This window comes from Campylobacter concisus (genome assembly GCF_002913715.1).
Classification (GTDB): domain Bacteria; phylum Campylobacterota; class Campylobacteria; order Campylobacterales; family Campylobacteraceae; genus Campylobacter_A; species Campylobacter_A concisus_AG.
Genome location: NZ_PPCE01000001.1, coordinates 178,541 through 205,458 on the forward strand (window position 1 = coordinate 178,541; position 26,918 = coordinate 205,458).

Annotated in this window: 26 protein-coding genes; 20 read left to right on the forward strand and 6 right to left on the reverse strand. The window is 31.7% G+C overall.

Annotation, left to right across the window (positions count from 1 at the left end; translation table 11 throughout):
- Positions 1-83 precede the first annotated feature (83 nt).
- The 6 genes from CYO92_RS00915 to CYO92_RS09425 all read right to left on the reverse strand — a co-directional run bounded on the left by CYO92_RS00915 (position 84) and on the right by CYO92_RS09425 (position 4,999).
- Positions 84-1,676 carry a relaxase/mobilization nuclease domain-containing protein gene (locus tag CYO92_RS00915; protein WP_103589611.1) on the reverse strand — a complete coding sequence of 531 codons (1,593 nt, stop codon included), beginning with the start codon at positions 1,674-1,676 and terminating at the stop codon, positions 84-86.
- 47 nt (positions 1,677-1,723) lie between these two features.
- Entirely contained in the window at positions 1,724-2,053 is a 330-nt protein-coding gene (locus tag CYO92_RS00920; RefSeq protein WP_103589258.1) for a plasmid mobilization protein, read from the reverse strand.
- Positions 2,054-2,419: 366 nt separating this feature from the next.
- Positions 2,420-2,707 carry a type II toxin-antitoxin system RelE family toxin gene (locus CYO92_RS00925; RefSeq protein ID WP_035167048.1) on the reverse strand — a complete coding sequence of 96 codons (288 nt, stop codon included), beginning with the start codon at positions 2,705-2,707 and terminating at the stop codon, positions 2,420-2,422.
- Entirely contained in the window at positions 2,697-2,948 is a 252-nt protein-coding gene (locus tag CYO92_RS00930) for a type II toxin-antitoxin system Phd/YefM family antitoxin (protein ID WP_021088296.1), read from the reverse strand. The genes CYO92_RS00925 and CYO92_RS00930 overlap by 11 nt, the downstream gene beginning before the upstream one ends.
- Before the next feature lie 81 nt (positions 2,949-3,029).
- Positions 3,030-4,499 (reverse strand): site-specific integrase, encoded by a 1,470-nt coding sequence (locus tag CYO92_RS00935; protein WP_258030505.1) that lies wholly within the window; start codon positions 4,497-4,499, stop codon positions 3,030-3,032.
- Positions 4,500-4,633: 134 nt separating this feature from the next.
- Positions 4,634-4,999: a DUF6538 domain-containing protein gene (locus CYO92_RS09425; protein ID WP_258030504.1), complete on the reverse strand. Its 366-nt coding sequence runs from the start codon at positions 4,997-4,999 to the stop codon at positions 4,634-4,636.
- A 688-nt stretch (positions 5,000-5,687) separates the two neighbouring features.
- Here CYO92_RS09425 and CYO92_RS09215 point away from each other — a divergent pair.
- The 20 genes from CYO92_RS09215 to CYO92_RS01035 all read left to right on the forward strand — a co-directional run.
- Positions 5,688-5,930 (forward strand): hypothetical protein, encoded by a 243-nt coding sequence (locus CYO92_RS09215; protein WP_141089847.1) that lies wholly within the window; start codon positions 5,688-5,690, stop codon positions 5,928-5,930.
- Positions 5,931-6,397: 467 nt separating this feature from the next.
- Positions 6,398-6,580 (forward strand): hypothetical protein, encoded by a 183-nt coding sequence (locus CYO92_RS00945; RefSeq protein WP_103589260.1) that lies wholly within the window; start codon positions 6,398-6,400, stop codon positions 6,578-6,580.
- A 60-nt stretch (positions 6,581-6,640) separates the two neighbouring features.
- Positions 6,641-7,195 (forward strand): hypothetical protein, encoded by a 555-nt coding sequence (locus CYO92_RS00950; protein ID WP_103589261.1) that lies wholly within the window; start codon positions 6,641-6,643, stop codon positions 7,193-7,195.
- On the forward strand, positions 7,185-7,469 hold the full coding sequence (locus tag CYO92_RS00955; RefSeq protein WP_084042025.1) for a hypothetical protein: 285 nt from the start codon (positions 7,185-7,187) through the stop codon (positions 7,467-7,469). Before CYO92_RS00950 ends, CYO92_RS00955 begins: the two co-directional genes overlap by 11 nt.
- Positions 7,470-7,749: 280 nt before the next feature.
- The gene (gene tssJ / locus CYO92_RS00960; protein WP_258033813.1) at positions 7,750-8,184 is read left to right on the forward strand and encodes a type VI secretion system lipoprotein TssJ; all 435 of its coding nucleotides are present in this window, start codon (positions 7,750-7,752) and stop codon (positions 8,182-8,184) included.
- Position 8,185: 1 nt separating this feature from the next.
- Positions 8,186-9,580, forward strand: a complete 1,395-nt coding sequence (tssK, locus tag CYO92_RS00965) for a type VI secretion system baseplate subunit TssK (protein WP_103589263.1) — start codon at positions 8,186-8,188, stop codon at positions 9,578-9,580.
- An 8-nt stretch (positions 9,581-9,588) separates the two neighbouring features.
- Entirely contained in the window at positions 9,589-10,353 is a 765-nt protein-coding gene (gene icmH, locus CYO92_RS00970; protein WP_103589264.1) for a type IVB secretion system protein IcmH/DotU, read from the forward strand.
- Positions 10,354-11,628: a type VI secretion system domain-containing protein gene (locus tag CYO92_RS00975; protein WP_103589265.1), complete on the forward strand. Its 1,275-nt coding sequence runs from the start codon at positions 10,354-10,356 to the stop codon at positions 11,626-11,628.
- Positions 11,629-11,706: 78 nt separating this feature from the next.
- Positions 11,707-12,192 carry a type VI secretion system contractile sheath small subunit gene (gene tssB, locus CYO92_RS00980; RefSeq protein WP_054195918.1) on the forward strand — a complete coding sequence of 162 codons (486 nt, stop codon included), beginning with the start codon at positions 11,707-11,709 and terminating at the stop codon, positions 12,190-12,192.
- A gap of 2 nt (positions 12,193-12,194) precedes the next feature.
- Positions 12,195-13,643 carry a type VI secretion system contractile sheath large subunit gene (tssC, locus tag CYO92_RS00985; protein ID WP_054195919.1) on the forward strand — a complete coding sequence of 483 codons (1,449 nt, stop codon included), beginning with the start codon at positions 12,195-12,197 and terminating at the stop codon, positions 13,641-13,643.
- Between the two features lie 7 nt (positions 13,644-13,650).
- Positions 13,651-14,040 (forward strand): hypothetical protein, encoded by a 390-nt coding sequence (locus CYO92_RS00990; RefSeq protein WP_054195920.1) that lies wholly within the window; start codon positions 13,651-13,653, stop codon positions 14,038-14,040.
- Positions 14,040-15,758 carry a type VI secretion system baseplate subunit TssF gene (gene tssF, locus CYO92_RS00995; RefSeq protein WP_103589266.1) on the forward strand — a complete coding sequence of 573 codons (1,719 nt, stop codon included), beginning with the start codon at positions 14,040-14,042 and terminating at the stop codon, positions 15,756-15,758. Before CYO92_RS00990 ends, tssF begins: the two co-directional genes overlap by 1 nt.
- Positions 15,755-16,651 (forward strand): type VI secretion system baseplate subunit TssG, encoded by an 897-nt coding sequence (locus tag CYO92_RS01000; protein WP_103589267.1) that lies wholly within the window; start codon positions 15,755-15,757, stop codon positions 16,649-16,651. Before tssF ends, CYO92_RS01000 begins: the two co-directional genes overlap by 4 nt.
- A gap of 78 nt (positions 16,652-16,729) precedes the next feature.
- Positions 16,730-20,218, forward strand: coding sequence for a type VI secretion system membrane subunit TssM (gene tssM, locus CYO92_RS01005; protein WP_103589268.1), 3,489 nt, complete (start codon positions 16,730-16,732; stop codon positions 20,216-20,218).
- Positions 20,219-20,227: 9 nt separating this feature from the next.
- Positions 20,228-21,148, forward strand: a complete 921-nt coding sequence (locus CYO92_RS01010; protein ID WP_103589269.1) for a hypothetical protein — start codon at positions 20,228-20,230, stop codon at positions 21,146-21,148.
- 65 nt (positions 21,149-21,213) lie between these two features.
- Positions 21,214-21,735, forward strand: coding sequence for an Hcp family type VI secretion system effector (locus tag CYO92_RS01015; protein ID WP_054195925.1), 522 nt, complete (start codon positions 21,214-21,216; stop codon positions 21,733-21,735).
- A 182-nt stretch (positions 21,736-21,917) separates the two neighbouring features.
- Positions 21,918-22,403 (forward strand): hypothetical protein, encoded by a 486-nt coding sequence (locus tag CYO92_RS01020; RefSeq protein WP_180997855.1) that lies wholly within the window; start codon positions 21,918-21,920, stop codon positions 22,401-22,403.
- A complete protein-coding gene (locus tag CYO92_RS01025; protein WP_103589271.1) occupies positions 22,400-22,951 on the forward strand; it encodes a hypothetical protein in 552 nt (183 codons plus the stop codon). The genes CYO92_RS01020 and CYO92_RS01025 overlap by 4 nt, the downstream gene beginning before the upstream one ends.
- A complete protein-coding gene (tssI, locus tag CYO92_RS01030) occupies positions 22,951-25,791 on the forward strand; it encodes a type VI secretion system tip protein TssI/VgrG (protein WP_180997854.1) in 2,841 nt (946 codons plus the stop codon). Before CYO92_RS01025 ends, tssI begins: the two co-directional genes overlap by 1 nt.
- A gap of 230 nt (positions 25,792-26,021) precedes the next feature.
- The coding region (locus tag CYO92_RS01035) for a retention module-containing protein (RefSeq protein WP_141089919.1) at positions 26,022-26,918 on the forward strand (897 nt) is incomplete at its 3' end.

A 26,918-nucleotide genomic window follows, 5' to 3' on the forward strand; every position in this document is an offset into this window, starting at 1 on the left:
TTTTTAAAATGGCAACGTAACAAATAATGTTTGGAAGTAATAAATGAGATGATTATGCAATAAACTTAATAGAGTCTCTACGTTTAAAACATATCTAAGCTTTGAGTCTTTTCCTTGCATACATCACTCACATGGTGATACATGCTGGCTTTTTGGGTGTATTCACGCTCCTCTATAAATTCTCTACATATTCTTGTAGCCTCTTGTGCTCTATCTGTAAGCTCTCGTATTCTTCTCTCAAATTTTGGAATTTTTCTTCTAAATTTTCTAATTTTTCTTCCAAGCAAGATATTGAACTCTCGTACATATCTCTTTGTTGCTGCAGAGATTCCGTTAAGGCGTCGTTGCAATCTTTGTTCAAGCTCTTGACTTTCTTTGTTAGCTCTGTCACATTTGTCTGTAATATCGCGAGCTTCTTCTCGCAGTCTTGTTGCAAATTCATTATTTCTAATTCGTGCTTGCTCCTTTCGTCTTCGATCGTCTTCGTCAAGCGCTCGTTCTCTTCTAGCAATGCTTTCTCTAATGCTGTCATCCTCTACTCCATTTTCATTAATATAAATTTCCTGCTCTCGTTCTCTATTATCTCTTCGTCTTTTGGAATCGATATGTAATACTCCCTCTGGGTCTTGTCCGTAGCAGGTTGGCTGTATCTCCATTGTTTTGGTATCGTCCAAGCTACTTCTTCCTTTAATATCATTGCGTGCACTACCCAGCCAATTGCTATTCCCAAAATTAGTGCGGTAGCCACTGATAGCGAGATTATCACCGATCTGTCCTTGTGGTGCAAGGATATTGTTTTTTGAAGTTCTTTCGACATATCTTTTTTGATTAAATCTATCTCTTTTAGCAATAAGCTCCTCAAGTTTTCGCCTATTTTCTCTACACTCTGCTTGTGTATTTCTATCATGGAATTCTCTAATTCTTCTGCTTGAGCTTTGGCTGAGTTCTCCAAGTCTTTGAGCACTGGTGAAGTCTGCATCGTATATTCCTCCTTTTAAACGATTTTTTGTTTTTTTAGTAGGCAGTATGATCGTTATGCCTTTTTTGTTGATCCTGGTTATTTCAATACCATTTTGTTTAAGAAGTTCAATCATGTGGTCTCTATTTTTAATATAGCCTTGCTTAACCAGATCGTGCAGCTTTTGGTCTAGCTCTTCTAAATTTTTATAATGATTGATGTTTTTCTTGCTAGATAATATAGTTTGCTCTTTTGCTGGATCATCTGGGCTTGATAGTCCATACTCATCGTTAATAATCCTTTTAATTAGATCTATTCTAGTTTGATCATATTTGGCAAAATATGGATTAAATGATTTTCCTGTTTTAAGATCGATCTTGGGAACCAGGAAATTTAACTCAAGCCGACCATCCTTGTCCGAATGCTCTACCCATAATACATTTGTCCTCTCAAGCATATATTCGCCCAAAAGAGCACATTCAAAATCCTTAATGATCTTTAGTTTTTGTTCTTCAGTTAAAAAGTCATACTTTTCTTCAAATGATAAAACACCAAAACAGGTCTTTTGTTTATAAGTGATGCCTTTTATAATAGCTCTAGTTAAATTTTCATCACCTTTTATAACTCTTGCTGTTCCAGCAGCCTTTCTCTCATTTAAAAGATAATTTATGCTCCCAAGGCCACCACCAGTATAAGTACGAAGAAATTTAACTAGCATCATTAGTGCCTTTATTTGTATTGATGCAATGTAAATCAAGCGACATATTATTTACCCAATGCTTCATATACTTTATGTAAGACATCATTATCGTCCGCTATGATCTCAATACCAACTCTATCTAGGCTTTCTCCGCTATTTAGTTTGGTGGCTATTTGGTTTATGTTTTGTCCATGTCTAGATAGTTCAGTTAAAAGCTCCCTCTTGATTGGTGCATGAATCTGCTTAGATAACATAGCTCTTAGGGCAAATTTTGAGAAAGTCAGACCACTTTCTTTTAATTTGCCATTAATTACCGACCATTCTGCATTACTTAGCCTAAGTCTTTTAGTTATGACTTTGGTTATCTTGCGCTTTTTTGTCTTTTCAGAACTCACGTAAATTTTCTCCTAATCTAAAAAAGAAGCCACTCAAAATTTTATGTCATAAAAATTTTTGGCAGACTTGTTCTTTAAATATCTTTTAAGATTATTTTATAAAAATTTACAGTCTAAAACAAGGAATTAGGTGGGCTTCAGGCCGCTAAAATGCGTGTTTTTTAAAAATACTATGAAATATATAATATAATTTTTATAGCTTATGGAATTTCTCTTAGAAATTTAGTCTAGTATGAAATTAAAATAGTAAAAATAATAAATTTATAGAGGTTATGCTCATTATAAAAGAGCACTTGAGATAGGACAAGCTAATAACATGAAATTAGTTACTAGCAAATTACAGATAACTAAAGTCTAGCTTTATGCTTAGTTAAATTTATCCTTTAGCATCTCATATACTTCGTTGTTCTCTCTTTTGCCGACAACTAGCACCAATACTACGATCTCGTCATCTTTTACTTGATATGCCAAGCGGTAGCCGACATCTCTTAGCTTGATCTTATAGACATCTTCATAGCCTCGTAGCTTGTCCTTGGCAACCTTTGGGTTTTCTAGACGCTCACTTAGCTTCTTTTTAAACTGCACTTTTATGCTATTGTCAAGCTTTTGCCACTCTTTTAAAGCACTTGGCAAGAACTCTAACTCATAGCTCATCTAGACTTACTTTTACTGGTTTTTCACCACTTGCTAGAGCAGTATCTACTGCTTTGCTTAGATGATACTCTTCTATTATCTCTGCCATTTTTTCATAGACAGCACTAGGTACTAGATAGGCGCTAGGGACATTGTGATTTAGTATAGCTACGACATTATCTCCAGCTTGTTTTAAAATTTGAGCTGGAGACTTTTTTAGCTCGCTTATGCTAGCTGTAAAATTTGCTTGTATGGTTTGCATTTTTATCCTTTATTTAATACCTAAAATAATACTAAATAAGATATAAGAATAGTCTTAAATCTCATGCTTTGAAATTTGCCCCTATTCATTTTCATACGATACCATCTCTACTTTAGACTTTAGTGTATTAGCGTTAATAGGCTTGGCATAAGTGTTTAGCAAGATCTTATACTGCTTTTCATGTCCTACTATCTGAGCTATAAGGTTAGCTTCTACCTCGCGCTGCACTAGATAGTCTATAAAGTAGTGTCTAAAAGAGTAAAAGGTCTTTTTAGAGTCTTTGTCTATAAACTTTCTTTGGATCTGGCTTCTAAAAATTTCAGAGAAGTCCTTATTGCTTACCTTAAATATATTTCCGCTTTTCTTGCTATTAACATATTCTAACAAACCTAGATCTATGAGCTTACTATGGATAGGCACAAACCTAATGCTGTTTTTGGTCTTGGTAGTTTTACCATCATTTGTGTTTATGTTAAAGCAGTAAATTCCATCTTTTAAGGCTATATCTTCCTTATGAAGCTGTGTGATCTCTTTTATCCTCATGCCACTATAGGCAGCTATCATTGTGACGTAGTAGAGCTCACTAGCCTCTATCCTTGAGCTTGGCGATTTACCACTTTGTTTGATACTAGTTACTATCTCAAAGATCTTCCTAGCTTCTGATGCTTCGTATGGAAGCACTGCCCTCTCATTAGGATCTACGTTTATCTTGACGTTCATTTTTGCAGTTATGCTTTTATTTATATAGCCACTATCAAAGCAGTAGTTAAAAAACTGAATAACCCTTATCATATATTTTTGGATAGTAGGCTCAGAGAGCTTGTCATCCTTTTCGCCTAGCTTAAGTATCTGAGATAAACTTTTATCTTTATACCTACTCTTTTGAGCTAACTTGGTTGGAATTTTATAAAGAAGATCTCTAAATTCAAGCAAGTTGTCTCTTGTGATCTTATGAACTGGCGTATCTTCGTTAAAGTATAAAAATAAGAGCTTTTTTACGCTAGTAACTAGTCTTTGCGTATCTGGCGACCACTTGTCAGCTCTTTTGGTGTTTGTTTCAAATATATAAAATGCATCCTTTAAGCTCTTTTGGTCTTCTAAATTTAAAGCTGTGAATTGATTGCTGGAGCCAGATGCTGCTTGCAGTACTTGTCTGATCTCATACTCTTGGGTTATTTGGGCACTAGGATTAAAAATATTAAAGCTACTATCGTCATCTAATTTTATTTTGATATTTTTTGGTGGGTTTGGATCCATTATGATATCTTCCATGCTTCTATGGCTATTCTTTGTTCTTACTAGCTTTAAATTTGAGGTCGAACCATACTTTTGATCTAGTATGGCATAAACCGTCTCGCTAATCCTCTGAGCCATAGCCTTAAGCTGCCCATCAGTAATGGGCAAACAACCACTATCTTCAAGCTCTTTTATATTTTCTTGAAACGAAGCTATATTCTTAGCGTCAAACGAACTAGGTGTGGCATGTTTGGCTAAGTTATCACTAGAGTCATCTTCAAGAAAATATTGCTCACGCTTGTCATCAAAGAGCACACTGCTCTTCTCAAGCTTTGATACAAGATAGTTAAGTGTTAGTATGTTCTTCTCTAAAAGAGTTTGCCCTATGTTTTCTTTATCCTTGCTACCAAGAGCGCCAGCAGTGTTAGCGATATTGCTTATATCCTTAATTAAATTTGAGGTAGATCGCCATCTATCAAACTTTGTTTAAAGTAGTCATTGAGCGCATTTAGAAATTCTACATCCATCTTCTTATTAAGAAGAGAGTGCTCTTTGATGCTCTTACTAAGCTTTACTTTCATAAACGAATTTACAAAAGATTGGATTATGCTATCGCTAAGATTCATATGAACCGCCCTTTTTATCAAGTAAAGATTGTTGTCTAGAATTTTAGCCCTTTTTCTGGCTTTTTCCAAGAGACTAGTGGACGTGGAGAAGCAAATTTCTCGCTTTTCGTTAAAAAATTTTCTGATGCTTGGAGCAAGTGTCGCTCGGTAGTAATATATACCGTTTCGCTCCCTTAAGTGTTGTCCCATATTTAATAGCCAACCGGTCAAAAATGGAACAGTTTTATGTAATCACTAAGCAAAAAATCGTCTAAAGTGCGTATTTCAGGCTTTTGTGAGCTCACATAAAAAATCCTCATAAGCCGGAGGTCGGGAGTTCAAGTCTCCCCCGTGACACCAAAACACACTATTTTAGGCACTAGTAGTGATGCTTTTGCTCTTTCCCTTTCTTTAAAATTTCCTTTAAGAGTGGAACACTTAGTTGCTAAAGTGGGACAGTCTCTTAAAAATTCCAACGATTATAAAGCCATTACCCTTTTAATATCATAAAAATAAATTTGTTTTAAATTCTTGTTTCTATCTTTTGTTTTAGGTTACCTTTAAAAGACTCCAAGGGATATCCAGCTACTGCCGTTAAGCTTCAGTAAGCTTAACGGTAAAGATGAAGAGCTTCATAGTAGAGCCTTTGTAAAGAATTTTCTTAAAGACTTTCAAGAAAGCTTTGAGAAAGACTATACTGCGCAGTCTTACATACAAAAAATGAAAGAGGATATAATGACGAAGAAATAAAAGGTTATACGAGTTTGCGAACCGGTGCTAGTTATATAAATTTCAAAAAACATAACCGATATGAAAGATCTAGTAAAAACCATAACTCATGAAAACCAAAGATTGATGGATATACAAGATCATAGAGATATAAATAAAAATAGAGACGATGATACCAAATACTCATCAAATTTCTCAGACTTTGCGAGAAGTAAAGCATTCAATTGGGGCAATATCAAAACAATGGAGAGATTTTTTAAATACAAAATCAATAAATAGGGAAGATAAATTATTAAATAATATGATAGAAAATGGTGGAAATATTTTTAGGTATACAATTTTTCAAGGAGCAAATTATGAACTTCGCAATACGATAAAAGACAATACTATCGGCGGTAGTGGTAATGAATGATTTTTTTAATGCTTTCTGGCGAGAATTTCAATATAAAATCATAAATTTAATCGTATATTTAGCCAATCAGTACCCATTAGTTGCTTGGATTATCTTATATTTTTTGGGTTTGCTTGTAGTATATTTTTGTTTTAAGTTTATTCGCCATTGTTATATAATCTATAATAAGTCTAAAAATATAAAAATTTTAAAAATAGGTATATCATTTTTTATTCCTATTGTTATTGTTTTTTACTTTCTCATTAAATTCACAATCTACAAATCAAATGGATGTTTAGTTTATTTTTGCATCTTTTCGTGGATTTCTACTATTGGCGTGATTTTTTGGGCTTTTCGACCTGAAAAATTTATACCAGATAAACCACAGAATAGAAACCCTAAAAAACAAAAGAAGCAAAAAGTTAAATTTGAAAAAAGTAAGAATTCGTTTAATTTTACAAATGTAAAATTAAAAAAATAAAGCAGCGGTGATAAATAGAAATTTTAAAAATATCTCTAAAATAGGAATGACTGAAAGAATAAACGAAAAACTATTAGCCAATACTCCAAAAGGAGGAAAATTAGGTAGCGACGGTATATTAAGACATAACGGCAAAGAGTATGTAGTTCATAGTATGGATATAACGGGAAATAAAGTGATATATCAATAATTAGGTAAAAATAATAAACCGGTAGAGGTTTATAAAATTACTAACGATAAAGGTTATTTAGTGACAGCTTCTAAACCAAAGCTCTCTGCTTCGCAAAGCAGTCCTAGTACTTTAATAAAAGATGCAACAAAAGATATTAAATTTTATGATAGCTCAAAAACCCCGGGTATAGTAGCAGGCGCCACCATAGGCGGAGGTATAGATATTGGATCGCAGTATATAAATAACGGCTATAGTTTTAAAAATATTGACCATACAGAAGTAGTAATAAATGCATTAGGCGGTGCATGTGGCGGAGCTGCTAGCGGTTTATTCTCGGCAATAGTCAGAGGCGCTTTTGTCAACTCATCTACCGAGCTATACTCTCAGCTTAAAGACAGATCAAAAGATGTAGATGCAGAGAGAGTGATCGGAAAAGGTTTTGCTGGTGGATTTTATGGACTGTTTGGTAGCCTTGCGGGAGCAGGCGGTAAAACCATAAAAGTTGGCGATGGAGATTTACAGACTGCAGCAGAAGTAGGAACAAATTTTATTACTACAGCCGGACAAGCTATTGCAGATAGCGTAGAAAGTAAAAAAGATAAAACAAAAAAGCAGATAAGTAATGAAGAATAATTGGATTGTATTTTTTGGGTCAATAGCATTTTTTATAGTAGGCGCTATTTGTATAATAATCCTAAAACTTCTTTTCGGAGAATATTATGTTGATGCCGTAGTCGCATTAATCATGCTTACAAATGTATATTTTATGATAAAAAACGGCATAAAAAAGAGCGACTTTTCGAAAAAGAATTTGAAAGAAATGGACGTCACGATAGGCGGCGTCTCTTTGATACAGGCCATATTTGTATTTATAATGTGGATTGGTTACAACGCCACAAGAGGGTAAACATAAAGTCGGCGATGGGGATTTACGGACTGAGGCTGAAGCTGGGGCAAGTATATTTACCGGAATAACACAGGTGGCCGTAGATAGTATGAGTAGCAAAGATAATAAAAATAATAAAGACGATAAAAAAGAATGAGAACAGATATAAAAGTTTTGTTTAAGAACATTAATTTTAAAATGAGCATCATCTAAATTTTTAGATATAATTACGCAAAAATAATATTATTAAAATCAGGTAAAGGGACTCATGAAAAAAATATTTAAATTTCTATCTTTTTTAGTGTTTATACTATTTCTTACAGGATGTGCAAAAGATCTTATTATAAGCAATATGCCAAATTCAAATTTGAACTATCATGGTGATAATGTTCCTATAACTATCATAGCTTATAAATTAAGAGATGTGGCTAAATTTAAAGAAGCTAGCATTATCGATCTAGCCGAGAGAAATGGTGAAATACTAGGCTATGATAAGATTGACTCTATAAAAACACAAATTCAGCCAAATACAAATAGATATGCTTTTACAAATGTATATCCTGACGAGGTTCCGTATGTCGGTATTTTGGTACTTTATGCTGATCAGAGCAAGACAAATATCAAGGCTTACAAAGCAACAAAAGAGATAAAAGAAAAAAATATAGTTTTTGAAATAACAAAAAATGGCGTAAATGTTTTAGACGCTAGTAGCTCTAAAATACAAGCAAGCAAATAAAATGTCTGAAAAGCTAAAAGTCGTTTGGTATAACGGAATGAACGTCGATAAGGTTCATTTCGAGCAACAAGAAAGATATTTTGAGAGAAATTTAAACCTAAAAACCATCTCTTCTTTTTCAAATTTATATGGTGTTTTAGATTTAGAAATTTCAAGCGATCTTTTGCTTCAAGGTAAAATAGGGCTAACTAAAATTTCTTGTATCTCTCAAGATGGCACGATTTTTAACGCGCCAGATCAAGATGAATTACCAGAGCCACTTGAGATAAGCCCAAGTGAACTAAACTCAGCCATTATAGTGTTAAAACTACCTATTAGCTCAGGTCTGGTTGATATTAGCTTGCAAAATAATTTACCAAATCTAAAATTTACAGCCAAGCAAGCACTTATTAGCTCAAGAGTGCATGATGAAGCTAGCAATGATATATTAAACGAGCTAGATGATAAAGATGATTTTGAACTATCTTCTGCCTTTACACAAGATAAAGAAAATCTAATCCTAGCAAGCCAAAGATCGTCTCTTGGGGTATTTGGCTCAAAGATGCCTTATGAGCTTAGCATACCAATTTGTAAAATAAAAAATATAGACCTAAATAAGCAAATAACACTTGACGAAAAATTTATTCCAACTTGTATTGACATCAGTAAAAACACCTTTATAACAAATTTTATAGAGGAGCTTAGCCTTGCTACAAAGCAACATCAAGAGAGTTATTTTGGGTTGCTAGGAGGTGTTGATCAAGCTAAAAATAGACTTGATTTTTCAACATATTTAACACTAAATATGCTAAAAAAATGGCATTTAATATTCTCTTATTTACTAAAGAAAGATAAATTTCACCCAGAGTATTTGTATGAAAAATTAGTTGATTTTCAGTCTGATTTGTTAGCACTTAGTCACGATAATAGTTTTAGCGAATTTATAGCCTACGATCACAATAATCTAACTCAAACATTTGTGCCTTTGATAAATAATCTAAGACTTTTATTCTCACATATCTTATCTCCAAAATATATAATGGCGCAAATTGTTAAAAATAATCACGGCTTTTATGACTGTATTTTTGATAATCCAAGCATTATTGAAAACTCAGAAATTTATTTTGCTATTCACAGTGATACGAAAAATGAGTATCTTCTTAAAAATTTCAAAGAGCAGTGCAAGATCCATACTCAATCAAATATAAAAGGCATAGTTTCTTCACAGCTAAGGGGTATAAACGTAGAGCAAATTTCTGTTGTTCCTAGCACTTTACCAAAGTTAAACGATTATATCTATTATAAGATAGACAAAAAAGATGAAATTTTTAAAAGCTTTGCAAATCAAAATGTGATTAGCGTTTATATAACAGCAAATTTACCAAATGCTGACATTAAAATGTGGGCTTTATTATAAGGATAAAAATGAACGAAAATCAAAATGAAACCTCAGTTTTAAGTCAAACAAATCTTTTGGGCCTTGGCACAAATTTTGCACTAGATCACGTGTTACCATTACTTCTTTTGGCAAATAGGGTTTCAAAATTACAAAATTTTTCACAAAGCGAAATGGCAAATTTACGTGAAAAATTGATAAACGATATCTTAAGTACCACTTCAAAGATATCAAATCTAGGCATTTATGAGGAAGACGATATTATTAGACTTAGATATTGCCTTTGTGTTTTTATAGATGAGAGCTTACTAAAAAATGAAATTTTTATGAACAGCTTTTGGGCCAATAATACCCTGACAACAAGATTTTTTAATGAAAATCTAGGCGGAAATAAATTCTTTGGCATTATGGATAAGTGGTTTGAAAATGTTGGCAAAAATAAAGATTTCTTGGAATTTATATATGCTTGTTTGGTGCTTGGCTATAAAGGAAAATATGAAACCCAAGAAGATTGCAATGAAAAAATTTCTTACCTTTGTGAAAATATAGCTGCAGCCGTTTCTCCGCTCATAAAAGTTGATGAAAATGTATTTGAAAAGAGCTACTTAAAACAGACAAAGAAAAGCTTTCTTGAGGTATTTTCGCTAAAGCGTTTAAAATTTTATTTCATTTTGCTAGCCATTGCTATGATCGCAGCTGCATTTTTATATAGTACATATTCTATGGATCAAAACAATATCAGAAACGATAGTGTCCTAAATAATAAGATAGAGAATTTTATGGATAACAAGTAAGTGCAAGATAATTTTTGTAATAAATTTAATGAAGATTTTCTAGAGAATGAGCTTTATATTAGTTTAACTGATGAGATGTCAAAGTATAAAACTTTGATGCATGATAGCATAAAGTGGGATTATGTATTTAGCTCATCTTTAAAAGCCTTAAGCGAGTTTAGTCTTGATGCTAAGCTTTTAAATTTCTTAGCGATTTCTGCTATAAATTTAAATGACAAAGAGGCTTTTAAGACACTTATAAAAGCTTTTGCCTTTTTTCTATCTATTTTGAAAAAAGAGCCAAATTTACTTGCAAAAAATGAAAAACAACTACCTGCTAAAAAAAAGATAATAGCTCAAACAATAGAGCTTTTTACGCAAGCTAATGATAAAGCTTTGGATCAAACTGACGCAAAAGCGTTTAATGACCTTGTACCTGAGCTTTCACAAGAGCTTGGCACACATTTTGATACGCTTTATATAGAAGAAAAAAAAGAAGAAATTTTAAAAGCCAAAGAGCCAAAAGTCATTACTAAAACTGAGCCAACTTACCATCAAAACGTTTCGTTTAGCGGCAATGACATTAGTACATTTAATGATAGAGAATTTAGAGAATATTTTATAAATTTATCACTAATGCTTTTAAAGAGTGATATTAAAAATTTTAATGCTTATGCTTTAATTTTTGAAGCAATGTGGGGTAGAATAAAGGCGCTTCCATCAAGTAGCGATCAAATAACACAGATACGTTATCCTGATGAAAATCTGATTATGCTTTTAAAAAAAAGTAACGAACTAAATCTTGACAATTTAGAAAAATTTATAAGAAATTTAGCACTTAACCCATTTTGGATAGAAGGCATTAAGATATTTTGCGAGTTTTTAAATAGCACTGGACTTGCAAGGCAAAGTGATCTTATTTGTGGTATGGTTTTAAATTTTATTGATAAATTTCCAGATATAAAAAAGCTTAAATTTCAAAGCGGAGAAGCTTTTTTTAGTGAAGATATAAACAAATTTTTTATTAAAAGTAACTCTTTGGAATTTACTTCCAGCAGTGATAGTAAAAAAGATATGAGTTTTGAATATCTAATAAAAGAACTAGACAAAAGCAAGCATGCTTCAAGTGCTCAAAGCGAGCTTAATTTTATGCTTGAATTATCAAAAATTTTTACTGCTCAAGGTATGAATAATAATGCAAAAGCTACCTATGCACAAATAGTTAATTTCATAGAAAATACCGAGCTTAAAGATTATTTATCAGACATATATATAAAGGCAAAAACATTTGTGTGATAAAATATGTTCTTTTAAATCACCTTTAATTTTATTTAAATATAATTCTTAAATCATTTACAAAAAAAGGATGTTACTATGGCAGATAATCTAATCCCACCAAAAGAACGCATAAATATAGTTTATAAAACTAAGACAAATGACCAAGAGGCTGATGTAGAGCTTCCATTAAAACTTATGGTAGTTGCAAATTTAACTGGTGAAAACCAAACTCCACTTGAAGATCGTGAAGTGATTTCTATCAATAAAATAAATTTTGATCAGGTTATGAAAAGCTTAGATATTCATACAAATTTCTCTGTAAAAAATAAGCTAAATTCTAATAATGAAGATTTAAATATTGACCTTGATTTTGAGAGCATCCATGATTTTAATCCAGACAATATTATAAATCAAATCCCTGAACTAAAAAAACTCTTGCAGCTTAGAAAAGCTTTAGTTGCACTAAAAGGTCCTATGGGCAATATGCCTGATTTTAGAAAAGCGGTTTTAGAAGCTATAAAAGATGAAGATAGTAGAAAACAACTTCTTTTAGAGATTAAAGACGAACAAGATAAGGAATAAAAATGTCTGAAACTAAAGTTAAAACTCCTATCATTGAAAGCATAATGCAAAGGAGTAAATATTCAAAAGATGACGAGAGTTATAGTGTTGTAAAGCAAGGAGTTGCTGAGTTTATTTCAAACATAATAACAACAAATAATGCCGAAGATAAAATAAATAAGCTCGCACTTGATGAGATGATAGCTCACATCGATACCCTTTTATCTGCTCAAATGGATGAAATTTTACACAATAAATCTTTTCAAGAGCTAGAATCAACTTGGCGTGGAATTAGATTTTTGGTTGAGAGAACAAATTTTAATGAAAATGTAAAAATTGATCTTTTAGACGCCACAAAAGAAGAAATTTTAGATGATTTTGAAAATAATCTAGATATAACTCAAAGTACACTTTATAAACAAATTTATTCAGCCGAATATGGACAATTTGGTGGTGAACCAGTTGGTGCGATAGTGGCTGACTATGAGCTAGATAAATCAAATCAAGATATGACTTTTTTAAATAAAATGTCATCAATTGCTGCAATGAGCCATTCGCCACTTCTTACATCTCTTTCTGCTAAATTTTTCGGACTTGACAATTTTGGTGAGCTTGAAAATATAAAAGATCTAAAAAGCATGCTAGAAGGCCCACAATATACAAGATGGAGAACTTTTAGAGAAAATGAAGATGCAAAATACACAGGATGTATGGTAAATAGATTTCTTACAAGATCTCCTTATGTGCCAGAAGATAACCCTATAAAGAGCTTTAATTATAGAGAAACTGTAAATAATCATGATGATATGCTTTGGGGCAATGGAGCTTATGCGTTTGCTACAAGGCTTACAGATAGTTTTGCTGATTATAGATGGTGCGGAAATATTATTGGGCCAAAAGGTGGCGGTGCCGTAAAAGATCTTCCAACTTATACTTATGAAAATTATGGAAGTGTCCAAACAAAAATTCCAACCGAAGTTTTGATCACAGATAGAAGAGAATTTGAACTTTCAGAAAATGGATTTATCGCTCTTACTTTAAGAAGAGATAGTAATAACGCTGCATTTTTCTCAGCAAACTCTGCGTTAAAACCTAAAATTTTCCCAAATACTCCAGAAGGTAAAGCTGCTGAGACAAATTTCAGGCTCGGAACTCAACTGCCTTATGTGTTCTTGATCTCTCGTTTGGCTCATTATCTAAAAGTGCTTCAAAGAGAAGAGATAGGTACATGGAAAGAGCGTAGCGATGTTGAGCGCGGCTTAAATGAATGGCTAAGACAATACATCTCAGATCAGGAAAACCCACCAGCAGATGTTAGAAGTAGAAGACCATTTAGAAGCGCAAAAGTAATCGTCAGTGATATAGCCGGCGAGCCTGGTTGGTATAAAATAGAGCTTCTAGCTAGACCTCACTTTAAATTTATGGGAGCAAATTTCGAGCTTTCTTTGGTCGGAAAACTAGACAAAGAGTAAGCTTGCTATGTCGCTGATAGATAAAATTTTGTATGAATTTAGTGATGAATCAAAGCTACGTCCATATTTTAAAGATCTAGACAGCGACATAAAAGATCACATTGATACTATCTTAAACTCTAGACTTGGTAACTACGGCCGATTAAATGATAGTATTATTGATCTTTGGTCGATGGGTGTTGAGATAAACGAGCTTGGTCATAAACTTGGTATGGCAATATATGAATTAATCAGCTCAAATGAGAATAGAATAGAAGTAACATCTATCGGATACGATGACTCACTAAAGCCTTGGCGTATCATCTTTAATATAAACTACAAGCATAAAAATGATAATTTTAAAGAGTATTTGCTAAAAGTTATTTTTAAAAACAATAGATATTGTGAGATTTTATAATGGATTATAATGAAAATAATTTAGCTTATTTTCAAAAAGAGATGGCATATCTTGATGAAACAAGAGCCCTTTTTATTAAAAATTTTCCAAAAGTAGCACCCTTTCTAGATACTAAAAGCAAAGATCCTGATGTTGAGAGCATAATAGAAAATATGGCTATTTTGACATCTAGGATCAGGCAAGAACTAGATGAAAATATCCCACTAATCGCTGAGTCTTTAGTAAATATCTTAATGCCAAGCTATACAAATCCTTTTCCATCAGTTTGTATGCAAGAATTTACCTTAAGAGATGACTTCTCTGGGGTGAGAGAATTTATACCAAAAGGAAGTATAGTTGAGTCAAAGCAGATCAATGGCATAACGTGCAAATTCCAAACGATCTTTGACATAAATTTGCTTCCATTAAAGATAACAAAAGCTTTTATGTCAAACAATAAGAGTGATTATCTTCTAAATTTAAATATAAGCGTTATAAAGGACGAGCTTAGCACTAAAGAACTTGATATAGATTTTTTAAATTTATATCTTGGAAATAATGTTTACTTCTCTTCTACGCTCCTAATGTGGCTAAAAAATTACTTGAAATTTATTACAATAAGTTTTGAAGATAGCGATCAAGAGATAAAGTTAAGCCCTGATAAACTTAGTTTAGATGAGTTTGATGAGCGTTTGATAAAGAGTGATGAGTTTGGATTTGAAGCATTTGAGCTTTTAAAAGAGCTATCATTTTTTCCTTCAAAGTTAAATTTTATGCGATTAAATGGACTTGGCTTTCTTAAAAATTTTTCCGCAAAAAGCTTTAATATTAAATTTATATTTTCAAAAGATATGCCAAGTGGATATGTGCCAAGGCTAGAGTATTTTTCTCTTTTTGCTACGCCTGCAATAAATTTATTTGCAATGAGTGCCGAGCCTATTTTGAATAACAATAGGCGAAGCGAATATAGAATTTTTCTAGATCGCTCAAATATCGATGCTTATGAAATCGTTTCAATCAGTAAGGTGGTCGCCCACAGCAGTAATAATGAAAAAAGGATATTAAAAAACTATAAAAGTTTTGAGAGATTCGAATTTTTAAATGATGAGCGAGCAAAAGATTATTATTTTGTCAGCAATAAAACAGATATAAAACTAAACTCTTATAAAGAAATTTCTTTTTTTAAAAGTGACTCTAAAGATCAAACCATCAGCATAGATGCGTTTTGCTGCAATGGTGATTTACCTTGCAATCTAAAGCTTGGTGAGATAGATAGAGTGTTATCCCATCAAGGTGTAACAACTAAAAATTTAACTATTCCAACTAGTGTAAAGCGAGTAAAAATAGATGGAAATCTTCTTTGGAAATTAGTTAGCATATTATCTTTTAGCTATCAAAGTATACTAGAGAAGGGCTCTTTTTTAGCACTTCTTAATACTTTTAGTGCGCCAGATGATGAGTTTTTTAAAAAATTTGCTAACTCGCTTTATGATATAAAAACAAAGCAAATTTATAGAGTTGATCAAGGTTTTGCAAAAAGAGGGTTGCTATGTATATTTTATATAGATGAAAGCGAATTTGAGAGTATCGGAAATGTCTATGCTTTGGGTATAAATTTGGCTAAATTTTTATCAAAATTTACTTCAATTAATTCATTTTGTGAACTTAAAATAAAGTGTATAAAGAGTAAAATTCTGCTTAATTATGACTTTTTAGGCGGTACAAAAAAATTAATATGAACAAAGAACTAAATCAAGCTTCTTTTTTTAAATTAGTAAAGAACTGCCTGAAGCACCACGATAGAAGAGATATTTTTTTAAAAAATAGCCCAAGTTTTGCCTATCCGATTAATGAGCTTGAGAGCTTAAATAAAGAGGACGTAGTAAAAATCGTCGTAAATTTTATGGGTCTTTTGGGAAGTGGCTCGCATCTTACAAGCTATATTTTGGAGAAGATCTCAAAGAGTAACGATAATAATTTTGAGAAATTTTTTGACTTTTTTGACAATTACTTGCTTTGGCTTTTCTTTGATAGCATTAGTCTAAAAAATTATGCAAGATCCTTTGAAAAAGAGCTTGATGATAAAATTTCAAAGATTTTATTAGATATATTAAACATAAGCAATAAAAAATTAGCAAAAAAATTCTTACCATTTTCTCCGCTTATTATTAGCCAAAGAAGGCCTAAAAGAGAGATCGAGTTTGCCTTGCAGCGTCATTTTAATTTAAAAAATAAACTATTTTTGCTAGAAAATCTACCAAATCAAATTTTTATATCTCCTTCAAATTTAAATTCACTTGGTATTAAAAATAGGGCTTTAGGCAGAAATTTTATACTTGGTAAAAAGCTTTTTGAGAAACAAACTAAGATAGTAATTTATATAAATGGCATAGATTATGAAGAAGCTATTGATTTTTTCCCAAAAAGAAGAAAATTTAAAGAGCTTCAAGATGCTCTTATCTTTTTTACAAACAATGAATTTGTCGCCGATTTATACATAAAAATAAACTATTCTCCAAAGATGCAATTAAAGCTTGGGATGGATGAAAATTATAGTAAAATAGGCCTTGGTGCAAGGCTTAAAAGTAATAAAAATATGTCAAATTTTATAAAATTTAGGCTCTGCTCTTAAATTTTTAGATATAAAATCTAAAATATTTGTTATTATTACATTAAAGAAATATATTTATTTGTAAAAGGATGTGCATCAATGGCATTTATCGATTACCTAAGAAGGTTTTTTGTCTTTTTTAGATTTAAACACAGTACCATTTTGGTAGCTTCTATTGCATTAAGCATCTTATTTTGGCTTTATGCTCCACTTATAGCTTTTAATGATGTATATAGCTTTGCTAGTATAAGTTCAAGAGTCACTATATTAATTGCATTTTGGGCAGTTATTTTGTTTTTTGTTTTAATCAAACCATTAATGCACTATTTAGCATCTCAAAAAGATGAAAAAAATAACAAGCTAAAAGAGATAAAAAAAGAGTCTATGGATAGTTTTGGTAAGGCAAAAAGAAATTTTATGCTTTCTTTGAAAGATGCCAAAACAACATGGAAAAAAGATATAAATTTTAAAAAATTGCCTTTGATAATGATAATGGGTAACGAAGGTGCTGGAAAGAGCGCGTTTATAAACTATTCAAATATTGAATTTCCACTATCTGATAGTTTAGATACTTATAAAAAAATACACAAAAGTACAACAAACTTTAATCTTTATATTTCAAAATTTGGCGCACTTTTAGATACTGAGGGTATACATTTTGCACAAGAGAGCTTGTACCAGCCAACAGCTACTGAAGAGCTTCCTGAAGATGATGTGGATAAAAATAGGGATTACTTGCTTAAAAAAAGTATCTGGAGTGAATTTTTACACTTTTTAAAACGAAATGATTTTAACGCTAGATTAAGTGGTGCGGTTTTAATAATAGATACTAAAAAATTCCTTGAAGGCACGCAAGAATATTTTGATGAATTAATTAGATATATGATAAAAAGGGTTAATGACTGTGAGAAACATCTAAATATTAAATTCCCTATTTATATTGTTTTTAGCAAACTTGACTTAATAGATGGCATGGGGGATTATTTTAGACTTTTCAATGAAGATGTGGCAAATAAGGCTCTAGGAATAAACTTAGATTCAAATTTCTCAAAGCAATTACTAGAAACAGAGTTAAAAAGCTTAAGCGAGTCACTATTTAAACATCTCATGAGCAAGAACTCGATTTCACACCTCTTGGAAGATAAGAAGCGTTCATATCTCTTTTTAAAACAACTTGATAATTTTTTTGCTTTAGTGAAAGATTTTGTAATAAAGCTAAGCTCTCAAAATGCACTTAAAAATAGCTCAACCATAAATGGAATTTATTTCGTAAGTGCTTATCAAGAAAATATACCTATAAACTACCTTACAAATACTATTTGCGATAGATATAACATCAAAAAACCACTTTTAAGAGCAGTAAATAACTATAGTAAACAAAGCTATTTTGTAAAATCATTTTTAAAAGAGATAGCTTTTAAAGCCAACTTAAATAAATTTGGTGCTCAAAATAGATTTACAAAATTTGTAAATTTTGTTTTAGTAGCCATACTTTGTGCTGGAGTATATTTGGGTTCTAGTTTTATTCTAGATACCAAAAATATAAAAGAGCAAAATGCTATAAATAATGCAAATAAAATTTCTTCATACCTTGATGGTAAAAAATACAAGGATCTCTCTCCAACACAAAAGATTGAGCTTCTAAATTTACTAAAACAAAGTCTAAATGACTATCCAAGAATCTTTAGCGGCGATACTAAATTTGAGTATATAACACTAGATACTTCGTATAAAGGCTTCACTCCAGTTAAAGCGCTTTACTATGATTTGAATGCTGATTTTTTCAAAAATACAGTTTTAACTGAAATGGAAAATATACTAAAAAATGAAATTGATCCAGATAAGCTAATAAAAGCATTTTATATGTATGATTCGCTCTTTGACAAAGACTATACAAATGTGGATTTATTTAAAATTTGGATTAGCACAAACTGGGATAAATTTGAAAAATATGGCGTTGCAAAAGATGAATTTTTAGCTCATATTGAGGCTATTTTAAAAGCAGAAAATTTAAACATAACTGCAGATACAGTTGCTCAAAGTATAGCAAATACGAGACTATCACCTGTCCAAAGAGCACAAAGACTCTACTATATACTTGAGTTCATATCATTCAAAGACGATAAATCTTTTTATGATATTAAAAAAGATATTGAAAATTTATATGCAGTAGTCCAAGAAAAAGAAGCTTTTAAGCCATTTAATAAAATTTATACAAAAGAAAATTTAAGAGATTTCTTATCAAAGCTTAGCTCAAACATAGATCAAACAGCTGGAATAGAATCTTGGCTAATGGAGACAAATTCTTCTTTAAAAGATATTAGCTCAAATGATAAGAAAGAGTTAAGTATTGCTGTAATAGAGCTTTATTTGCAAAATTATGCTGATAAATGGAGTCAAATTTTAAGAGAAATAGAGCCAAATGAATTTAGCACAAAAAAAGAGGTCATAGAAGAGCTCGACATCTTGTCAAAGAGAGAAAATCCTTTAAATTCTTTAATAAAATTAACTAATCAAAATACAAATTTAAATGATGATAATTTACTAAAATATATCTATTCTCTAGGATTTGCTTCAAGTGAGATAAAACGTGTTTTCAGTGATTTTAGTGCTAAATTTACTAACTATCATGCGTTAAATTCTAATGACTTGCTAGATATTATAAGCAATGACGTAACAAGTGTTTATAAAAAAGTTAGTGACTATAACTTCGAAATGCTTCAAAGTAACGATGATAAAATAGTTTATGCAATAAATGGCATAAAAAACGAAAACGATCCATTTGTTGTCTTAAATAATGATGCTAAGAAGCTTCCAGATGAGTTAAATGAATATTATCAAAAGTTATCGACACTTGCATGGAAACAAGTAGAAAATGGTGCTTCAGCACTTTTATCAACAGCATATAGAGATGATGTTTTTGATGATTTTGAAAGTCTTATCAAGCCATTTTATCCATTTAATGAACAATCTCCAAAGGCTGTTAGCATAGAAGAATTTAAAAGATTCTTTGGTAAAAACGGAACTTGGAATAGCTTTTATGATAGATATCTAAAACAAATCTTAAGTAAAACCGCTGATGGTTATAAAATAAGACCAAAATATGCAAAAGAGCTAAGATTTAGCAGAGATTTTCTTAAAAATATTGCCTATATAGACAGAATTTCAAATTTAATGCTTGATTCAAATGATGAACTAAAATTAAATTATAATTTAAAAGCTGTCGACTTATCGGCAAATTTTAGCCATATAAATATTAGTTATTCTAATAACTCTTTGACTTATGATCATACAATTGCCTCAAATTTGATAGTTTCAAGCAAAAATTTTGATATATCAACACAGTTTAAATTCAATGCAGTTTCAAGCACTGGAAGCGAGAGAAAAGAGCTAAGCTTTGATGGAGAGTGGGGCTGGTATAAGATATTAAAAGCTTCAAATTTTAGTAGTGTTGGCGTTAGTACGCTTAATTTTGATGGTAGAAGAGATTCGTATTTTGGCTTTGAAGTAACACCAAATGGAGGAGAGCTTTTAGAGCTTATGGATATCATACCAACGATAAATTTACCAAAGAAGATGCTTTATTAAGGATAAAATATGCAACAAATAGCAGCAGTTATACAAAATTACGATAAAGCGTCAAGCTTTTCAGCTCAATTTATCATTTTTGATGAAAATGGCGGTGATATAGGCTCATTAGACACTACAAAATTTTCTTGTAATGATATGAGCGATTCAATCGCACCAAAACACGCTCATGTTGGATTTGAAGAGGGGGTTTTCACAATTTGTGGCTATAAAGATTGTGAAATTTTTTATAGTGATTCATATTCAAAGCTTCCAGATGACTATGAGAGCGTCATAAATTTGGGCGATGTCTTTAGGATAGGGGAGTTAAAATTTATATTTATAGACCCTTCTAGGATTGATGAATATATAGGAAAAGCCTATAAGATAATAGAAAATACAAAAAATTTTGACAAGCTTGATGATAAACGTTTTGAGCCAGTTGGTAAAATTTCAAATGTTGATTTTAAAGAAGAGCCAAAGATAAACTCATTGATAAATGATAAAAAAGATATCACTTTAAATGAAAATGCGCACGATGCAGTTTTAGATTTAAATGAGATAGCTCAAAATTTTGATGAAGAAGAAAATGCAAATAATCAAAATATGCTAACTGCAAAAAGCATGGATGAGCTTTTGACAAAGATAGTTGAGAGTATAAAATTGCAACCAAATATGAGCCCTATAAGTGAGCAGACTAGGACTTTAAATACAAAAGATATGGAAACAATCATGAAAACTCTTCCTCTTAGTGACTCGACAGAACTAATAAATACTGTTTTGGTTAAGCTTATATGCAAAGAGCTATATAGCCAAATGTATGATATAGTCGAGAATAACTCATTTTTTAAATATCTTTCAGGAGCCGTACTAAAAAGCACTAAGGAAGATAAGGAAGCGTTTAATTATCTATTGCATAAAGCTCTTCAAAGCTATATGTTAAAAAAGTAATGTTTTTAATAAAACAGAAAGTAAATAAAAGATAGAATAATCCAAACTTTTTAATAGGAGTAAATATGTCACAACCAGTGTATATTAAAGTGAAAGGTTCTACACAAGGACTTATTTCAAGTGGTGCTTCAACAGAAGCTAGTATAGGTAATCGCTATCAGTCAGGTCACGAAGATGAGATCATGGCTCAAGAGGTTTCTCATATAGTAACAGTTCCAACTGATCCACAAAGTGGCCAACCATCAGGTCAAAGAGTCCATAAGCCATTTAGTTTTACTACATCATTAAATAAAGCTGTTCCACTTCTTTACAATGCCTTAACACAAGGCGAAAGACTTCCAGAGGTTGAGATCTATTGGTATAGAACATCAACTAGTGGTGGTGCGGAGCATTTCTTTACTACAAAACTAGAAGATGCAACTATAACAGATATTACTCTAGTAAGTCCAAATGCTCAAGACAAGCTAAACAGCGACAAAACAGAGCTTTTCAAAGTTTCAATGAACTATAGAAAGATAGTTTGGGAACACGTAGCTGCAGGCACAAGCGGAAGCGATGACTGGAGAGAAGCTACTAAAAAAGCTTAAAACCAACCTAGGGTTTACCCCTAGGGTTAATAAAATCATCTTCTAGCTAGAAGGACACAGATGAGCCCTTTTTATCTTTATCTTTTAAATTAACATGATATGTGAAATGCGATATGAAACACCTAGTTATAATCATATTTCTCATAACATCTTTATATTCACACGAAGCAAATTGTTTAAATATGTTTGCTGTGATCTTTGACAAAAATACGACCGATGAGAATACTGTTAAATGCGTAGAATACTATATAGATGATCTTGGATGTGATGCAAATATGACTATAGAAATTCCTGAACTTTCAATAAGACCAAATCTATTAGAATATGCTTATGATGCAAATAAAATAAAAACTTTTGATACTCTTTTATCAAAAGGTACATCCTCTAATGCTGGCTTGGCAACATCCATAGGAATGAGCTTTTCATTTTTTTTTAGAGAAAATGGTGTCGGTATAGACAATAAAAAAGCCAGCCCTGAACTACTAGAATTTATAAAAACTCAGAAATATAAAGAATTTAAAGAAGAGAAATTTAAACTAATCAAAAAACTATTAGATTATGGACAGGATCCGAAAGACTATGTTCTCTTGCAGAAAGTACTAACACTTGTAAATGATGAAAAGGACTTGGACAAATTTTTAGGAAGTTATAAAAAAGGTAATAAATGAGTATGTTAATTTCATTTATTATAAACATAGCAATTATGAATTTACACTATCTTGGATGTGTAAATTCATTAAATATCGTAGCAAATAAGGATATAAGCGATGAAAGGACAATGCTATATATGGAAACATATATAGAGAAATTTAAATGTAACCCAAGCATTAGTGTTAAATCATCAAGATTAACATCTACATGGATTGATTTATTGTCACTTGCATATATAACAAATAAACCAAAGACACTTGATTATGTGTTATCTAAAAAAGCAGTTATAACAAGAGAGTTAACCGGAGAAATAAGTTCTGATTATATTATTTATTTGGCGAAAAATGGCGTATCTATATCTAATAAAAAACCTAATTCTATAAAATCTTTAGAATTTCTAGAAACAGAACAATATCAGCAATATAAAAAAGAAAAGATGTCTTTAATTAAAAAATTATTAGATAATGGAGCTAACCCAGAGTTATTTAAATATTTACTTGAAACACTAGAATATGTAAAAGATGATGAAGAGTTAAGAAAATTGCTTGAGAAAAGGAACAAATAGTGGATTTTTTCAATATAAGCAAAAAGAAATTAGATATAAAAAATAATAATTTAGATACAAAAGATTTTAATAAAACTAGCTATGAAAATGCCAAAGATATTATGAAGCATTTTGGTGAGTTTCTTGGACCGATATATGAGAAAGCTGCTGATATGGCTGGTACTGGGGTTGACATTATTAATAATAAGCAATATGAAGAATTTAAATTTTATAAGAATATGGATATGATTGATAAGTTTAAAGAATTGCATAATTCAACCAATACTGATATTGAAATGTTTGAAAAGGCATTACAACAAGAAGAAGAAAACGAAAAAAGATTGAAAGAGCAACAAATGGACAAAAATTTAACATCACCAACATCATCACTGACTAAGCCTGTCATGCTAGCATCCGGTAACTCAGTGGCAACTGACGGCTTTGTGGACTACGGCGTATCTAACGATACCTTCTCAACTCTTCAGATAGCAAACGAGTCAAACGATAAATTTATCGTTACACGTGCAGATATTTATGAAAATTTAGAAAGTATATTTAGCATAGAGTGCTTTGCTTATATAAATTTAGTGAAAAACCCGCTTTATGAAAATTTAGACACCATCTACAATAACGATAAAAGTTACTCAAGCATATATAAATATCTTGATAAAAGTATAAAGCTAAGCATAAAAAGGCCATCTTCAACAAATAAAAATATCGTTCCAGATGGTAGCTCAAACGATATGCACTTTAGCGGAATAGTAAGCGATGTAGAGTATCTTGGCGTAGACGATGAGACTAGTACAAATATAGATAAAAAATACTTCTTTAAATTCAAGCTAACTTCGCCACTATATAGACTAAGCATAAATAGAGCAAATAGAATTTATACAGACCAGAGTATTTTAGAAGTAGTAAAGGATATTTTGGCTTTTAATAAACAAAGACTAACCAAAGAGCTAGACTTCTCAAATATCAAAAATAACTACAACAAAAGAGAATTTATAGCCCAGTACAATGAGAGCGACCTAGTCTTTATAACAAGACTTTGCCATGATAGCGGTATATATTTTTATGAAGACAATGAAAAAATTTATTTTCATGATACATTTATACTAGCTTATAGCAATCAAAATGAAAATTTTACTTCAAGTGATACAAGTAGTGGCAAGGAAGCTAGAAAAGTAAGTTTTAATGTAAATTTGAATAATAATCTAGCAACCGAACACATAAATAAAATAACAAAGAGCGAGACGCTAAAAGCAAATAGCTTTACGCACTCTTTTCAAAATACAGCTTATCCAAATGTGCTAGAGATTAAAAATGAAAAGATATTTGACGAGCAGGTAAATATCTATGATAAGCATATAAATTTAGATGAGTATTCATTTAGCGACACCAGCTTGCTTGAAGTTAGCACCTACCTTAAAAAACTAAGAAGCGATATGCTTTTAAAAGAATTTACCGCTAGCTCAAATGTATTTGCACTAAATTTAAATGATAATATCTCGGTAGCTATTGATGCTAGCAAGGGTGAATATGAGTTTAAAATAATAGCTTTAAAGCATACTTATATTGATGAGAGCGTTTTAGAAAATACTTTAAATTTAGGCGATAATGTCCCGTTTAAAGATAAAAAATTTATAAGCTCATACACAAACGAGATAAGCATCATTCCAAGTAGTGTGAAATTTATCCCAAGCTACAAGCAAAAGCCAAAAGCACCAGACATCACGCTAGGTCTTGTAGTTGGTCAAGATGGACTAAACAGCCAAAATAACACGATCCATACTGATAGCTATGGTAGGGTAAAGGTGAGGTTAAATGCTTTTAGTACGCAAGAGATAATCGATAAAGACGACGCTATCAACGCAAGCTATCACAAGAGTGCTTATCTAAGAGTGATAACGCCTATTGCTAGCAATAGCTCAGGATTTTTTGCCATACCAAGGATCGGCGATGAGGTTATCATCTCGTTTTTACAAAACGATATAGACAACCCAGTAGTAAGTGGTAGCCTATATAATGCCTCAAATACACCACTTGTAAATGTAGATAGTAACTATCACCAAACATCTCTTAGCTCAAAAACAATTGGTGCAAATGAGACCGGTATAAACGAGATCACTTTATCAAATTTAAAAAATAAAGAGCAAATTTATGTAAAAGCAGAAAAGGACTATGACGAGCTTGTAAATAACGACTTTTCTCAAACAATACTAAATGACAAAAGCTCACAAGTGCATGGAAGTTACACCGAACGAGTAAAAAAAGCTCACATTCAGACGATAGATCTAGCAAAAAATGTAAATGTCGGAGGCGAGTATCTAACAACAGTCGGGCTTTCAAAAGATACAGTAGTGGGCGTCTCAAATACGCTAAACGTAGCTGTTGATAACAATACAAGAGTAGGTCAAGATAGTCATGAATTTGTAGGACATGATAAATTTGTAGAAGTAAAATCAAATCTTAATACGACCATACATAATGATGAGATGAGAGAGGTAAAAGGCACAAAAGAGCAAAATATAGATGGTGGCTATAAGCTAAATTCACAAAAAGGCATAAATGAATTTAGTAACGAGCATATTGTGCTTCAGGCAAATAGCTACATTGATGTAAATGCTAAGTCAAATTTTACAACAAAAACAGCTGCCCAGCACACTGAGATTGCTGATTCAAAATTTAGCAATATAGAGACGACTTATGAAGTAAATGCCAAAGATAAGATAATCCATCAAGTAGGTAGCACAAAAGTAACGATAGAGGGATCAAGTGTCGTGATAGAAGTAGCTGGCGTAAAGGCGATATTTGATAGTAGAGGGTTAAGAGTTATTGGTGGAGATATAAAGGCTTTATAAGATCATATTTAAAGACTTACTTTCTATTTTAGTAGGTCTTTAAATTTTTAAATAAAATCAATCTCTACTAAAACTAATGCTAAGAATTTTAAAAGCAAAGGCTAAATTTTAGAGCTACGATAAAAGATAGTCACACAAATATTTCACATGGTACAATAGACATATACTTTTAAAATTTATATAATTCTTCCAATTTTAAATAAATCATACTCAAGAACAAGGAGAATGTTATGGCTAACGAAGCTGGAGTAGTTAAAAGTGTAACTGGGGGAAGCGTAATAGCTCTTAACAATGCAACTGGAGAAGTAAGAAATCTTAGCGTTGGAGACATCGTCTACCAAAACGAAAAGATAATCACAGATAGCTCTGACTCTAAAGTAACAATAACTCAAACTGATGGTAAAGATATAACTTTAATAGGTAAAGATACTCTAACTCTAGACCAAGACTCTAACAATAACGAAACAGTAGCTGATATCTCAGCTTTACAACAAGCCATCTTAAAAGGAACAGATCTTAATGCTCTAGAAGAAACTGCTGCAGGTGGTCCACAAGCAGGTGGTAATGGCGGAGATGGCGTAAGCCTAACTTCTACTAGCTTTGCAGAAGGAGGCCACATTAGTAACATCAATGCTAATGTAGGAAGCATAGATGCTTTATCTCTAGCAGCAGGTGGAGATAATAGCTTTGGTGTAAGTGGAGGAAGTGCTGTTGGGGCTGGGACTGGAACTGGAACAACAGGACCTGCTTTGCCAGCAGGAAGTATAAAAATTCCTTTATCAGCATATGTAGGAGAGAGCACATCTTCTAGACTATTAGCTTCATTTTATAACTCTATACCTAATGGATATCATGTATATAGACATACTGATGGTAGAGATTATCTAACTCCTGATGATCCTACCACTCCTAGTGCATTCCAACATAAAGACGGTTGGTATGTAAGCAATGATGGTAAACTAGCTATTGGTCAAGATGATGCTAAAGACCTAGCGGTAACTAGCACAGCAAAAGCTTCAAACTATCCAGATGATGGCTCAGTAGCAAAGATAGTAAATCCTAATCCAAATTTAAAAGTGTTTGGATCGGATAATGCAGATAAAATAACCGTAGACGGCGCAAAAATA

Excerpts from the sequence above, each read along its gene's own strand:
- CYO92_RS09215 (WP_141089847.1), top strand. The coding sequence starts at position 5,688 with ATGATACCAAATACTCATCAAATTTCTCAGACTTTGCGAGAAGTAAAG.
- CYO92_RS01020 (WP_180997855.1), top strand. The coding sequence starts at position 21,918 with ATGTTTGCTGTGATCTTTGACAAAAATACGACCGATGAGAATACTGTT.
- CYO92_RS09425 (WP_258030504.1), bottom strand. The coding sequence starts at position 4,999 with ATGGGACAACACTTAAGGGAGCGAAACGGTATATATTACTACCGAGCG.
- tssK (WP_103589263.1), top strand. The coding sequence starts at position 8,186 with ATGTCTGAAAAGCTAAAAGTCGTTTGGTATAACGGAATGAACGTCGAT.
- CYO92_RS00925 (WP_035167048.1), bottom strand. The coding sequence starts at position 2,707 with ATGAGCTATGAGTTAGAGTTCTTGCCAAGTGCTTTAAAAGAGTGGCAA.
- CYO92_RS01000 (WP_103589267.1), top strand. The coding sequence starts at position 15,755 with ATGAACAAAGAACTAAATCAAGCTTCTTTTTTTAAATTAGTAAAGAAC.
- CYO92_RS01010 (WP_103589269.1), top strand. The coding sequence starts at position 20,228 with ATGCAACAAATAGCAGCAGTTATACAAAATTACGATAAAGCGTCAAGC.
- CYO92_RS01025 (WP_103589271.1), top strand. The coding sequence starts at position 22,400 with ATGAGTATGTTAATTTCATTTATTATAAACATAGCAATTATGAATTTA.
- tssF (WP_103589266.1), top strand. The coding sequence starts at position 14,040 with ATGGATTATAATGAAAATAATTTAGCTTATTTTCAAAAAGAGATGGCA.
- CYO92_RS00990 (WP_054195920.1), top strand. The coding sequence starts at position 13,651 with ATGTCGCTGATAGATAAAATTTTGTATGAATTTAGTGATGAATCAAAG.
- tssC (WP_054195919.1), top strand. The coding sequence starts at position 12,195 with ATGTCTGAAACTAAAGTTAAAACTCCTATCATTGAAAGCATAATGCAA.
- icmH (WP_103589264.1), top strand. The coding sequence starts at position 9,589 with ATGAACGAAAATCAAAATGAAACCTCAGTTTTAAGTCAAACAAATCTT.
- CYO92_RS00915 (WP_103589611.1), bottom strand. The coding sequence starts at position 1,676 with ATGCTAGTTAAATTTCTTCGTACTTATACTGGTGGTGGCCTTGGGAGC.
- CYO92_RS00930 (WP_021088296.1), bottom strand. The coding sequence starts at position 2,948 with ATGCAAACCATACAAGCAAATTTTACAGCTAGCATAAGCGAGCTAAAA.
- CYO92_RS01015 (WP_054195925.1), top strand. The coding sequence starts at position 21,214 with ATGTCACAACCAGTGTATATTAAAGTGAAAGGTTCTACACAAGGACTT.
- tssB (WP_054195918.1), top strand. The coding sequence starts at position 11,707 with ATGGCAGATAATCTAATCCCACCAAAAGAACGCATAAATATAGTTTAT.
- tssM (WP_103589268.1), top strand. The coding sequence starts at position 16,730 with ATGGCATTTATCGATTACCTAAGAAGGTTTTTTGTCTTTTTTAGATTT.
- CYO92_RS00955 (WP_084042025.1), top strand. The coding sequence starts at position 7,185 with ATGAAGAATAATTGGATTGTATTTTTTGGGTCAATAGCATTTTTTATA.